At 62.2% G+C, this 13568-nt stretch carries 9 protein-coding genes and 1 pseudogene; 7 read left to right on the top strand and 3 right to left on the bottom strand.

Going from position 1 to position 13568, the window contains the following annotated elements; translation table 11 throughout:
- Nucleotides 1-81 precede the first annotated feature (81 nt).
- Nucleotides 82-1590 carry a nucleobase:cation symporter-2 family protein gene (locus LDP01_RS10370; protein ID WP_224088891.1) on the bottom strand — a complete coding sequence of 503 codons (1509 nt, stop codon included), beginning with the start codon at nucleotides 1588-1590 and terminating at the stop codon, nucleotides 82-84.
- A gap of 165 nt (nucleotides 1591-1755) precedes the next feature.
- Nucleotides 1756-2670 (bottom strand): factor-independent urate hydroxylase, encoded by a 915-nt coding sequence (pucL, locus tag LDP01_RS10365; RefSeq protein ID WP_224088890.1) that lies wholly within the window; start codon nucleotides 2668-2670, stop codon nucleotides 1756-1758.
- Nucleotides 2671-3041: 371 nt separating this feature from the next.
- Between pucL and LDP01_RS10360 the strand changes: the two genes are divergently transcribed.
- A complete protein-coding gene (locus LDP01_RS10360; RefSeq protein WP_224088889.1) occupies nucleotides 3042-3218 on the top strand; it encodes a hypothetical protein in 177 nt (58 codons plus the stop codon).
- 171 nt (nucleotides 3219-3389) lie between these two features.
- A pseudogene (locus LDP01_RS10355) lies at nucleotides 3390-4326 on the top strand (type IV toxin-antitoxin system AbiEi family antitoxin domain-containing protein).
- An 88-nt stretch (nucleotides 4327-4414) separates the two neighbouring features.
- Here the strand turns inward: LDP01_RS10355 and LDP01_RS10350 are convergent.
- Nucleotides 4415-5758, bottom strand: a complete 1344-nt coding sequence (locus LDP01_RS10350; protein WP_224088888.1) for an 8-oxoguanine deaminase — start codon at nucleotides 5756-5758, stop codon at nucleotides 4415-4417.
- Between the two features lie 399 nt (nucleotides 5759-6157).
- Here LDP01_RS10350 and LDP01_RS10345 point away from each other — a divergent pair, with 399 nt between their 5' ends.
- From LDP01_RS10345 to LDP01_RS10325, 5 genes are all read left to right on the top strand, one after another.
- Nucleotides 6158-6652, top strand: a complete 495-nt coding sequence (locus LDP01_RS10345; RefSeq protein ID WP_224088887.1) for a nucleoside deaminase — start codon at nucleotides 6158-6160, stop codon at nucleotides 6650-6652.
- 6 nt (nucleotides 6653-6658) lie between these two features.
- Nucleotides 6659-8236: an NCS2 family permease gene (locus LDP01_RS10340; protein WP_224088886.1), complete on the top strand. Its 1578-nt coding sequence runs from the start codon at nucleotides 6659-6661 to the stop codon at nucleotides 8234-8236.
- 333 nt (nucleotides 8237-8569) lie between these two features.
- Entirely contained in the window at nucleotides 8570-9808 is a 1239-nt protein-coding gene (locus LDP01_RS10335; RefSeq protein WP_224088885.1) for an XdhC family protein, read from the top strand.
- Nucleotides 9799-10734, top strand: coding sequence for an FAD binding domain-containing protein (locus LDP01_RS10330; RefSeq protein ID WP_224088884.1), 936 nt, complete (start codon nucleotides 9799-9801; stop codon nucleotides 10732-10734). Before LDP01_RS10335 ends, LDP01_RS10330 begins: the two co-directional genes overlap by 10 nt.
- Nucleotides 10724-13546 carry a molybdopterin-dependent oxidoreductase gene (locus tag LDP01_RS10325; protein WP_224088882.1) on the top strand — a complete coding sequence of 941 codons (2823 nt, stop codon included), beginning with the start codon at nucleotides 10724-10726 and terminating at the stop codon, nucleotides 13544-13546. Before LDP01_RS10330 ends, LDP01_RS10325 begins: the two co-directional genes overlap by 11 nt.
- The last annotated feature ends 22 nt before the right edge of the window (nucleotides 13547-13568 follow it).

Here is a 13568-nt window from a genome sequence, read left to right as displayed (position 1 = left end):
GATCAGACCCCGCTAGCCGACAAAGGCGGCAGTGTCCCCCAAGGAAACACTGCCGCCTGTTGCTGTCTCTGCGACCGGGACCTAGTGCTCGGAGGCGCTGGAGGTCTTGAGCGGGACTTCCTTGCCGTCAGCGTCGATGAGCTTGCCGTTCTCGAAGCGGTCGCCTTCGCTGAGGCACTTGATGTCCTCTTCGCTGACGATCCGGTCCGTACCAGCGACGAACACTGACTGATTGTCTGTGTTGCCTGCCTTGAAGTGGTTGAACAGGATGTTCAGCAGGATCGCCATGACCGCGGCGGAGCTGATGCCGGAGTGGAAGATCGTGGAGAACCAGGACGGGAACTGGTCGTAGAACTTCGGGGCGGCAATGGGGATCATGCCGAAGCCGATCGAAGCCGCAACGATGATCAGGTTCATGTTGTTCTTGTACTCAACCTTGGCCAGGGTACGGATACCGCTGGCTGCCACCGTGCCGAAAAGCACGACGCCGGCACCGCCCAGGACGGGCGTCGGAACCGCTGCGACCACTCGGCCGAGGATCGGCAGGAGGCCCAGGACCACCAGGATGAGGCCGCCGGCGCTGACCACGAACCGGCTCTTGATGCCTGTGATGGCCACGAGCCCAACGTTCTGGGCGAAGGCGCTCTGTGTGAAGGAGTTGAACAGCGGTGAGATGGCGCTGGAGAGCATGTCCGCGCGGAGGCCGTCGCCGATCCGGCGGGAGTCAACCTTCGTATCGACGATCTCGCCCACTGCAATGATGTCTGCGGAGGTCTCCGTAAGTGTTACCAGGATGACGATGAGCATCGAAATGATTGCTGCGATTTCGAAGGTTGGAGCGCCGAAGGCGAAGGGCGTGGGGAAAGCGACGACGTCGCCCTGGCCAACCTTGGAGAAGTCTGCCATTCCTGCGACGAACGCGATGATGGTGCCGATGACCATGGCCAGCAGGATGGAGAGCCGGGAGATGGCGGCGTTGCCCACCTTGCTCAGGAGCAGAACGACGCCCATGGTTGCTGCGGCGAGGCCAATGTTGGCCATGCTGCCGTAGTTGTCGGCCTTGGCGTTTCCACCCATGGCCCAGTTGGCTGCAACCGGCATCAGCGTCAGGCCAATGGTGGTGATGACTGTGCCCGTCACCACGGGCGGGAAGAACTTGATGATCTTGGAGAACAGGGGAGTGATGGCCAGGCCGATCAGGGAAGCCACGATGACCGAACCGAAGACGGCCTGGATGCCCCCGCCGCCTTGGACGATCGCAACCATCGTCGAGACGCCGGCGAAGGAGACGCCCTGAACAAGGGGTAGCTGTGAGCCGAAGAACGGGATGCCCACCGTCTGGAGGATGGTGGCCAGGCCGCCGACGAACAGGCAGGCTGCGATGAGGAGGCCGATATCCTGCGAGGACATGCCTGCGGCGGCGCCGATGATCAGCGGTGGGGCAATGATTCCGCCATACATAGTGAGGACGTGCTGGAAGCCGTAGGCGAACGTGCTTCCGATGGAGAGCCGCTTGTCCTCAGGACGTTCCGGCTTGTGCGGCTGCGAAGAGGTGGTATTCGCAGGGCGGGATTTCTTCTTGATGTTCATGGCAGACTTTCTGGGTTCATGGCAGACGTCTTCGTCTGGCTAACTGTGTCTGGCTAACAAAATCTTGGGGTTTTGGGGGTTGGAGTTTGTGTGCAGGTCCGGCCTTGGGACGCGATGGGGGACCTGCACACAAACTCCGGGATGGTGCGTTGTTAGGGGTGGTGCTTAGCAGAAGCCGGCGATGCCGCTCCATGCAACGGGCGCGGCTGTGGTGTTGTCGCGCTGGACGGTTGCTTCGATGAGGCCGTACGGGCGGTCCGCGGCGAAGAAAACCTCGTTCGGGTTGTCCAGGCCGAACGGGCTCAGGTCAACCAGGAAGTGGTGCTTGTTGGGCATGGAGAACTTGATCTCATCCACTTCGCTGTGCGCTTCCAGGACCTTCTTGCCCATGTCGAACAGGGTCTGCTGCAGGGCGTGCGAGTAGTTCTCGGTGAAGCCTTCCAGCAGAAGGGCCTTGATGTCCTCGTAGCTCTTGTTGAAGTCCGTGCCTGCCAGGTCCACGTTGGTGTTGTAGCGCCAGCGGGCGGACACATCAGTGGCAAGGATGCGGTCCGTGGTTTCCGGCAGGGTGGTGTACTTGTCGCGCGGGTAGCCGACGAAGCCCGACTGGGTGGTCTTGAGGACGGTAAGGTCCTTGAGGCCGGAAATCACGTGGGTGGTTGCGCCATCACGGACGACGACGGCGGTACGCACCTCTTGTCCGTTGCGGACGAAGCTGTGGTCGTGTCCTGCGCCGTGTGCCTGGATGCGATCCCAGCTGTAGGCCTCGGCTTCCCAGCGGCCACCGGTTACCCATTCGAACTCACCGGTGAAGTGATCGGCGAGACGCAGCAGGAAGGACTCCGGTGAGCCGATGCCGTCACGGGCAAAAGCGTAGACAGTGTTCTTCTGGGTATCGGTGGCAACCACATGGCCGTTGTCGCCTTCGAGGTGTGCAGCCTGGAAATCGCCGCGCAGCTGCGAGGTGACATTCAGATCTTCGATGTGGTGGCGGTCAGTATCCCGAGTGACCTTGACGACGCGGACTTCCGCTTTGCCGTACTGGTTTTCGCCGAGGACGATGTTGTTGCTCATGGTCATATCCCAACTTCTGTGAGGTGGAACCTACGTTCCATCAATGAAATTAAGCGCGTGTTTCCACCGCGTTTCTGGTGGAGCCGACCCAACAAAAAAGAGCCGACATCCATTGATGCCAGCTCATTACGACCCTGCCTGCTGCTCTCAGGTTACGTGACGTACGCCACGAACTCATTCGAGAGTAGCGCATGATTTCGGCTTGTGTATACGGGTTTCCGGAGATCGTTATGAAGCAGCGAAATGTGACCGGAGCAACTCTTCCTCCCTTCTGGACGGGTCTTGACGCTTCGTTTGGGAGCTGCCTACACTTTCACATAGCAATAAATAATTTCCGAAATACGGAAAACTGCCTGCATGAGAAAGAGGAGGAACAGATGGACTCGAAGGATACGAACAAGGTCGTGGAATTCCCGGCACCGGGTCAGGAGCTGTACCTGCCTTTCGGTGCAACAGATCCGGACTTTTACATTCCGGCCGACTGCGACCGCAATGCCGGCGGATTCTCGCGCTGGCTCCGCGCGCTCCCGGTGTTCGGCCGGCAACGCCCCTAGGATCTTTCCTGCATCGACGGGCCGCCTTCCACGCCGCACCCCGTTTCGACGTCTTGCTGCGGGTTAGACGGTAGGAGTCGTCTAACCCGCAGCAAGCCGTCTAGGCGGACTTTTCCACATAGGATCAAACCCTCCTGTCCCAGGATCACAGGGTCTGGCCAAGCTTGGTTCATGACTAAGACAGCCCTCGGGGAGCTCCCTCCCGGCATGAATCTGTGGCGGACGAGCGAGCTCAATGCGGCGGGATTCAATGCCCGCGCCATAGCCACCCTCGTGCGAGGGGGTGTGCTGGTACGGCTCCGCCGAGGTTGCTACATCCGCGGGAGCACCTGGACCGCGCAGAAGCCTTGGGTGCGAAGCCGACAACTGATCGCAGCACACGCTCATGGGACGCTCACGACGTCGGGTGGCGGCTTGGTCTACAGCCATACCTCCGCGGCGCGGCTCCACCGGCTGTTCCTCTGGGACGTAGATGACCGGATACATGTCACCCAGGAGAAGACGCCGTCGCCTATCTCGCATGGCCGCGACGTAGTGGCCCATTCCAGGATTCTCACCAAGGACGATGTGGTTCTTGTGGACGGTCTGCCGTGCACATCCCTGGAGCAGACGGTTGTGGACTGCTGCATGTTGTTCAACGTCCGGCAAGCGCTCATTTTGATGGACCACGCACTCCGCCGTGGCGCGGACGTGGGCAAGCTGAAGGTTATGTGTGCAGGCCCTGGCGGGGCGGAACGGTGTCCTTTCGTTGCGGACGGCGCTGGCGAACGCAGATCCGAAGTCGGAGTCGCCCGGTGAAACCCTGACCCGCGAACTTCTTTTGCGGCTCGGGATTGGTCTACCCGAGCTGCAAGTGGAGGTTCAAAGGTCCGAGGGGCGTCATCGCCTCGATTTTGCGTGGCGCAGTAAGAAAGTTGCCCTCGAATTCGACGGGCGAATGAAGTACTTCGACTATGCGCCCACTGACGAGGTCATCTTTCAGGAACGATTACGTGAGAAGGCCCTAATGGAGCTCGGTTGGACCTTTGTTCGCATCCAATGGCGGGATCTCTTCCAAGAACAGGACTTCAAGATTCGGGTGCTTCGGGCTCTCCATGCAGCCGGATAGACGGGTTGCTGCGCATTAGACGACTCCTCCCGTCTAATGCGCAGCGAACCATCGAAACGGGCGGCCCGGCCGGCCCGGAAGAGCAGACCTACCCCGCCACCAACTTCCGCGCCGCCGCAGAGTGCTCAGCGATGAGCCCGGCAACGTCCAGCCCGGGAATTGCACCATCCACCACGCGCCAGTGGCCACCCACCATCACCCGGTCCGCACGGTCCGCCCCGCACAGCAACAACGCGGCGACGGGGTCGTGGCTTCCGGAAAACCTCAACGAGTCAAGCTTGAACAGGGCAAGGTCGGCTTGAAGGCCAGGAGCCAACTGCCCGATGTCGGAGCGGCCCAGGACGGCAGCGGACCCGCGTGTTGCCCAGCCAAGGGCCCTCTCCACAGGGACCGAAGCCCCGTATCGGAGCCGCTGCAAATACAGCGCTTGGCGGGCTTCGAGGATCATGTTGGAAGCATCGTTCGACGCCGATCCGTCCACACCCAGCCCCACGGGCACGCCCACCGCCTCGAGTTCCAGAACGCGGGCGATACCGGATGCGAGCCTCATGTTGGAGGTTGGGCAGTGCGCGACGGCGGTGCCGGCGGCTCCCAGCCTGGCGATCTCGTCGTCGTTGAAGTGGATGCCGTGTCCAAGCCAGGTGCGGGATCCCAACCAGCCAACTGATTCCAGATAATCCACGGTCCGCAGCCCAAACATGGAGCGGCAGAAGTCTTCCTCGTCGATGGTCTCGGCAAGGTGCGTGTGCAGCCGGACATCGTAGCGCTCGGCCATGGCTGCGCTCTCAGCCATGATTTCTTTGGTCACCGAGAAGGGAGAGCAGGGGGCAAGGGCTATCTGAACAGAAGCTCCATCGCCGGTCTCGTGGTACTCACGAATCAGCCGTTCGCTGTCCGCAAGGATCGTCCCGGGTGACTGGACCGTCGTCCGGGGCGGGAGCCCGCCGTCGTCCTCTCCCAACGTCATGGATCCGCGGGTCAGTGTTGCCCGCATCCCCATGGACCGGACCGCCGCGACCTCGATATCAATGGCATCTTCCATGCCGTCGGGGAAGAGGTAGTGGTGGTCGGCGGCGGTGGTGCAACCGGACAACAAAAGCTCGGCGAGGGCAACCTGCACGGCGAGCTCCAGGCTGCGCGGGGTCAGCCGTGCCCACACCGGGTACAGGTTTTGCAACCAGGGGAACAGCGGCGCGTTGGCCACCGGACCCCACGCGCGGGTCAGCGTTTGGTAGAAGTGGTGGTGGGTGTTGATGAGCCCGGGCAGAACCACGTGGGCAGAGGCATCAAAGACAGAACAAGGCAACGAAGGCTGCCCGCCCGTAGGTACGAGCTCCACAATCTTCCCGTCGGAAACAACCAGGCCGCCGCCGGCGTCGAGGTCGTTTGCGGTGAAGATACCCAGCGGGTTCTTGATCCAAAGTGGGGTCATGTCAGGTTCCTTGTCTGGTCGGCGTTTACGCGTTCCAGCTCAGTTAGGCCCTGTCTGCTGATCCAGGAGCCGGAAGCCAACGAGTGCGTCCGGTGCGAAAAGCGTAAGATGCACGACGGCGGCCGTCAACGTGCGCAGGAGTCCCCCGGTCACATACGGCTGATAATAGAAATCTCGTATGACGAAATTAAATTTTCAAAAATCTATGGCGCGGCTCACAAACCTGGTGCTACGCTCTAACTGCCAAAGGCGGGCACCCGGACTTCGGGAAGCTATCTACCAGGCGCAACTTAACCTTCATCGCACATGCTGAAGCCTGGTAACCAAGCTAACTGGAGCTCCGTTCCGTAGCGCCCCCAACAGGTCACCTGGCTTCCTCAGCACTAAGGAAGTCGCAACATGAGTACAACCGTCACGGCCGAGCAATTCCTGGCCACATCCATTGAGCTGGCAACAGCCAATGTCCTCAACAGTGGTGGCCCCTTCGGCGCCGTCATTGTTACCGCGGATGGACAAGCCTTCCAGGGCGTCAACCGCGTCACCGCCACGAACGATCCCACCGCACACGCAGAAGTCACGGCCATCCGTAACGCCTGCCGCGAACTGGGGACCTTCGACCTGAGCGGAGCAACCCTCTACACCAGCTGCGAGCCATGCCCCATGTGCCTGGCCTCCGCACTGTGGGCACGCGTTGACCGCGTGTTCTTTGCCGCGGACCGTCACGATGCCGCATCCGTCGGCTTCGATGATGCCGTGTTCTACGAGTACTTCGAGAACGACAACCGGGACGCGCTGATGCCGGTAGCCAAGCTGGAACTGGGCGACCCCCAGGCTCCGGCGGCCCTCCAGCCGTTCACCACATGGAACACGCTTGATTCCAGGATCGACTACTAGGGCCCGGTGGCTGACATGACAATCCTGGATCCCGCAGAAATGCAGACCGCAGCCGAAAAGCAGGCTGCGCTCCTCCCCAACGGAGGCAAAAGCGCAGAGCCCACAGCGGCAAACGCAAAGCACACGGCAACCGGCAACAGCAAGCCGCCGGTGTCGAACTCCTTCCTGGATAAGTTTTTCCAGATCTCCGAGCGTGGTTCCACGTTGGCCCGTGAATTCCGCGGCGGCTTGGTCACGTTCTTCACCATGGCGTACATCGTCATCCTCAACCCGCTCATCCTGGGTGGCTTCTCGGCGGACAACGCACCGGTGGATGTGGCCGGCGGCTGGCTCTCGGCAGCACAGGTGGGCGCAGTGACCGGCCTGACAGCCGGTGTCATGACCATCGTCTTCGGACTGGTCGCCAACCTTCCTTTCGGCCTCGCAGCAGGCCTGGGTATCAATTCCTTCCTCGCCGTGGCTGTCATCCAGGAAGTCACATGGCCAGAAGCCATGGGCCTGGTGGTCATCAACGGCATCCTGATCGTCCTTTTCGGTGCCACCGGTGCGCGGACGGCGATCTTCAAGGCAGTCCCGAAGGAACTCAAAGCCGCCATCACCGTTGGCATCGGTCTGTTCATCGCCTTTATCGGCTTCGTCGACTCCGGCTTTGTCCGCCCCACCAAGGGCGGCCCCCCGGTCCAGCTCGGCACGGATGGTTCCATCACCTCCATCCCAACCCTCGTCTTCATCATCGGATTGCTGGTCATGGGTATCCTCGTGGCACGTAAGATCCAAGGCGGCCTGTTGATCGGCATCGTCGCCACAACAGTCCTCGCCGCTGTAGCCGAGGCCGTGTTCCACATTGGTCCCGGCACCGCGGACAACCCCGGCGGCTGGCACCTCAACGTGCCGATCCTGTCCAGCCAGTTGATGTCCGTCCCGGACCTCAGCCTGGTAGGCCAGTTCGATCTCTTCGGTTCGTTCGCCAGGATCGGCGGACTGGCTGCGACCATGCTGGTCTTCACCTTGGTGTTCACCAACTTCTTCGACGCCATGGGCACCATGACGGGCCTGGCCAAGAGCGCAGGCGTGGCACACAAGGACGGAACGTTCCCCAAATTGAAGTCCGCCTTCATCGTTGAAGGCATGGGTGCAGTGGTGGGCGGCGCAACGTCCGGCTCATCAAACACCGTGTACATCGACTCGGCTGCGGGCATCGGCGAAGGCGCGCGGACCGGCCTTGCCTCGGTGGTCACCGGCTTGCTGTTCCTTGGTTCGATGTTCTTCACCCCGCTTACTTCGGTTGTCCCGTTGGAAGTGGCTGCCGCAGCGCTCGTGGTGGTGGGCGCGATGATGATGGCCCAGATCCGCGAGATCAAGTTCACCAAGTTCGCCATCGCGTTGCCGGCGTTCCTCACCATAGTGACCATGCCGCTGACCTACTCCATTGCCAACGGCATCGGCGTCGGGTTCATCTCCTTCGCGGTGATCAGCGCGGCATCGGGCAAGGCCAAGAAGGTCCATCCGCTCATGTGGGTGGTCACGGCGGGCTTCATCATCTACTTCGCCCGTGGCCCGATCAACGCCTTGATGGGCGTCTAACCCCGGAGCCACCCCCGCGCCGGCGGGTCCACACCCGGCACTTCGAACGGCGGTCCGTCCGCACCCCCCGCACGAATAGGCGTCCGTCGTCGTGGTCCTTTGGGAACAGGCACGACGGCGGGCGGCGGCCCTGTTGATTCAGGAACGGGTGTTGATGCTCCGTCAGGGAACGGGGGCAGGGAGATGAAGCCCTTGCCCCCGTTCCTATGAACTCTTATTCAATAACCGCGACTACCCCTCAACACCTTCTGGAAATGAGATTATGAGGGCAAGATCGCGCACTTCACCGGCCGGGCCACCTGGCCGGGACACCTGGAAAAAGGACGTGTTGCCATGCTGGATCTGATGCCTTCCCTGGGCAGCTGGCGGCCTGCGGTCTCTGGCCAACGATGCGCTGTGGCCACGATTGTAGGGACTGGCGGCTCAGTGCCGCGCCCCATGGGTACTTCCATGATGGTCTCCGAACATGGAGAAATCCTGGGCAGCCTGTCCGGCGGTTGCGTAGAAGGGGCGGTCGTTGAGGCAGCCTTGGAAGCAATGCGCGACGGCGGCCCACGCCTTGAATCTTATGGCTACAGTGCCGAGGACGCGTTCGCCGCAGGACTCACCTGTGGAGGGGAGCTGGAAGTCCATATCCAGCCGCTGGGTAGCGATTCCGGCGAAATGGCCCTGTTCGATATTGCTGTCTCAAACGAACCTACTGCCCTCGCGCTCATCCGCAGGCTCGGCGGCGGAGGGGGCGTTGTCGTCGTTGATGATCCCGTGCGCTTCCGCGCCATGGAATCAATGCAACTCGCCCGGTTGGTGGGCGATCATCCTGCCACCTTGATGGCTGCGGCCGCTCAGGTGGAGCCTCTGCTCCAAGGCGGACGCACGGGGTTGGTCCGGCTGGCAGCGCCCGAGGGCTGCATCGATGGCTGGGTGACCACTGAGAGGTTGGCATTGCCCCCACAAGAAGCAACCCAGCCCGAACCGATCACCTTGTTCGTGGAAAGCCGGTTGCCGGCAGCGCGGATGCTCATTTTCGGTGCCAACGACTTCGGAGCTGCATTGCTTCCCGCGGGACAGATGCTTGGTTACAACGTCACCCTGTGTGATGCCCGCCCTGCGTTTGCCCAGCAGACCCGTTTCGCGGGAGCGGACCAAGTAGTCACCGACTGGCCTCACCGCTATCTGGAAGCCGAAGCAGCGGCCGGGCAGGTCGACGCCCGGACCGTGGTGTGCGTGCTGACCCACGATCCAAAATTCGACATCCCTTTGCTTGAAACAGCGCTTCGCTTGAACCTGGCTTACGTCGGCGCAATGGGCTCGAGGCGCAGCCACCGGCAACGGATTGACGCCCTGCTCGAAGCGGGCACGCCTGCCGAAGCGCTCGAACGCCTGCATTCCCCGATCGGATTGAACCTTGGTGCAGTGACACCAGCCGAAGTCGCCGTCTCCATCACGGCAGAAATCATCGCCGAGCGGGGAACCCCCAGCCATACAGCCACGGGCTTCCCCTCGCTCAAGGACAGCACCGGCCCGATTCACCCAGCACCTCAACACCTCACTCAGGAGGACCCATGGACATGAACACCATCGAGGCCGTGGTCCCCACCACGGATCCTTCGCAATGGCGCGACGGCGATGCCTGGCTCGCCGGGGGCACTGTCCTTTTCTCCTATGGCAGCACCGTCCTCAAGCGGCTCCTTGACCTCGGCCAAGCAGATTGGCGAGCGATCACTGTCACAGACCAAGGCATCGAACTTGCCGCCACCTGCACCGTCGCTGAGCTTTACGCCCTGCCGGCATCCGCAGAAATAGCCAACCGTGAGTGGCCGGGGCTGGCCCTGATCCGTCCGTGCTGCGACTCTTTCGTGGCATCGTTCAAGATCTGGAACATGTCCACGGTAGGCGGCAACCTCTGCACGTCTTTGCCGGCTGGCCCCATGATTTCGTTGTGCGCCGGACTCGACGGCATTGCATCCATCCAGAGCCCGGATGGCAGCAGCCGCAGCGTGCCTGTCACTGATTTCGTCACCGGGGATATGCAGAATGTCCTGTTCCCGGGGGAGTTGCTCCGCAGCATCCAGCTTCCGGCCGCGGCACTCTCGGCCCGGGTCGCCTTCCGGCGTCTGTCGCTCAGCAATCTGGGACGCTCCGGCGTGCTGGTCATCGGACGCCTCGACGCCGACGGCGGCATGGTCATCACCGTCACCGCCTCGACGAAAAGGCCGGTACAACTACGGTTCCCCGCCGGGCAGGTTCCCGACACCGGGATGCTGGCTGACGCCGTCGGGGATTCCATTCCCTGGCCGCTGTACCACGATGACATCCATGGGCTTCCCGCATGGCGCCGCGATATGACGTTCAAACTGGCCGAGGAAATCCGGGCCGAGCTACTGGGCGAGTCGATGGTCGTGTCAGGCGATTTCTGGCCGCCGCACGCCACATCACCGCAACCATCCACGCAACCCGCAAACAACAACCCGCAGAAGGAGGCCTCCCATGGCAATTGAGATCAACGGCGCTGCCTCCCAGGCCACACCTCGCCCCGGCCAATGCCTGCGCACTTTCCTACGGGAGCAGGGAAACTTCGGCGTTAAGAAGGGCTGCGACGGCGGTGACTGCGGCGCTTGCACTGTGCACGTCGATGGCACCCCCGTGCACAGCTGCATCTATCCGGCTGTTCGCGCCGATGGCAAAGCGGTCACCACGATCGAGGGCCTCTCCACCGGCCAAAACCTTCACCCGGTGCAGGAACAGTTCCTTGAAGCGCAAGGTTTCCAATGCGGTTTCTGCACCGCTGGCATGGTCATGACGGCAGCCACTTTCGACGACGAGCAACGTGCCAACCTGCCCCGCAACCTCAAGGGCAATCTGTGCCGCTGCACCGGCTACCGTTCCATCGCTGACGCTGTGTGCGGTCATGGCGGCGGGCACGCGCACGACGCCGGAGCTGACGTTTCCGGGGCACAATCGCCTGGCGCTGGTCATCCTGCCGCTGTGGAAGCCACGCCCGGCCAGCTCGGGGACAATGTGCCAGCACCCGCCGGTCAAGCTGTGGTGACCGGAACTGCCCGGTACACCCTGGATGTCCCGGCCGAGCAGCTGCCTGGACTACTGCACCTCAAGCTTCTCCGTTCGCCGCATCCACATGCCCGGATCGTATCCATTGACAAGACCGCGGCACTGGCCGTTCCTGGCGTCGTCGCCGTGTTCACACACGAAGACGCGCCAGAGCAGTTGTTCTCCACTGCACAGCACGAACACTTCACTGACGATCCCGATGACACCCGCGTGCTGGACAACGTAGTGAGGTTCATCGGGCAGCGCGTTGCCGCTGTCGTGGCCGAGTCCGTTGCTGCTGCCGAGGCCGGAACCCGGGCGCTGGTTGTGGAGTACGAGCTTCTGGAACCAGTCTTCACGCCCCAGGAGGCAATTCTTCCCGGCGCTCCCGCAATCCATGGCGATAAGGACGGCGTTCTGTCCAGAATCTCGCGGCCACTGGAGAACGTGGTGGCCGAAGTCCATGCCGAGCTGGGCAGCGTGGACGATGGCTTCGCAGCAGCCGACTTCATCCATGAGCACACGTACAAGACGCAAAGGGTTCAGCACGTTGCGATGGAAACGCACGCGTCCATTGCCTGGCTGGATGACGAAGGCAGACTGGTTGTCCGTTCCTCCACGCAGGTTCCCTTCCTGGTGAAGCGCACCTTGATGCGCTTGTTCAACTTGCCGGAGGAGACGGTCCGCGTGATGGCCGGTCGCGTCGGGGGTGGTTTTGGCGGGAAACAGGAGGTCCTCACCGAGGACCTTGTGGCCCTCGCGGCACTGGCTTTGCGTAGGCCGGTCCAGGTGGAGTTCACCCGGACTGAGCAGTTCATGGCCGCCACGACAAGGCACCCCTTCACCATTAATCTCAAAGCTGGAGCCAGCCGGGACGGGTACCTGACCGCCCTTCAACTGGACGTCATCACCAACACCGGCGCTTACGGAAATCATGCGCCCGGCGTGATGTTCCACGGTTGTGGCGAATCGCTGGCGGTCTACAAGTGCGTGAACAAGAAAGTGGATGCGCAGGCCGTCTACACCAACACCGTTCCGGCCGGTGCCTTCCGGGGGTATGGGTTGAGCCAGATGATTTTCGCGATCGAGTCGGCAATTGATGAGCTTGCGATCGGAATCGGCATGGACCCCTTGGAGTTCCGGCTTAAGAACATGGTCCGGCCTGGCGATCACATGTTGTCCACCACGCCCGAGCCCGAGGAAGACGTCCACTACGGTAGTTACGGTCTGGACCAGTGCGTGGCCTTGGTCCGGGATGCCCTGGACCGTGGCAAGGAGCGTTACCGGGCCGCCGGACTCGACGACCTCGGTCCGGACTGGGTCACCGGCGAGGGTGCGGCCCTGTCCATGATCGATACCGTCCCGCCGCGCGGCCACTTCGCCCACACGAGGGTGAGCCTGGAAGCGGACGGAAGGTTCGCCGTCGACGTCGGTACTGCGGAGTTCGGGAACGGCACCACAACCGTCCATGCGCAACTGGCTGCGACTGCGCTGGCAACGGCCGCCTCAAAAATTACCGTCCGTCAGTCCGATACTGACCTCGTGGAGCACGATACCGGCGCATTCGGTTCGGCCGGGACGGTGGTCGCCGGCAAGGCGACGCTCGGCGCAGCCCTTGAGCTCGCCACCAGGATCCAGACCGTGGCGGCTTCATTGACGGGGTCTGCATTAGCGGATTGCCGTTTGGTGGACGGGGCTGTCGAGTGCGGTGATCGTGTTGTTCCGCTCACGGAAATTTTCGACGCCGCCCGTCTCCAAGGCGTTCGCCTCGCCACGGATGGCAACTGGGGAGGAACGCCGCGGTCAGTGGCCTTCAATGTCCACGGTTTCCGGGTTGCCGTTAATACGGGAACGGGTGAGCTGCGGATCCTGCAGAGCGTGCAGGCCGCAGATGCCGGCGTTGTGGTGAACCCTCGTCAGTGCCGTGGGCAGATCGAAGGCGGCATCGCGCAGGCTCTTGGTGCGGTGCTCTATGAGGAAGTGAAAGTGGACGACGCCGGACACGTCACCACCGATATCCTCCGGCAATATCACATTCCCTCATTCGCGGACGTGCCGCGGAGCGAGGTCTATTTCGCAACAACCAACGACACCACCGGGCCCCTCGGCGCCAAGTCCATGAGCGAGAGCCCGTTCAACCCCGTGGCACCCGCGCTGGCCAATGCGATCCGCAACGCCACCGGGGTCCGTTTCGGCGAACTGCCCATCGCCCGGGACAAAATCTACCTGGCCCTCCGTGACCGCACCCTGATCCCCAACTGAGTCGCATTTGTGCGCGTTTAGA

It is taken from the genome of Arthrobacter sp. StoSoilB13, assembly GCF_019977255.1.
Lineage (GTDB): Bacteria > Actinomycetota > Actinomycetes > Actinomycetales > Micrococcaceae > Arthrobacter.
Note: the sequence above shows the minus strand (reverse complement) of the source record. Positions and strands in the feature narration are given on the sequence as shown.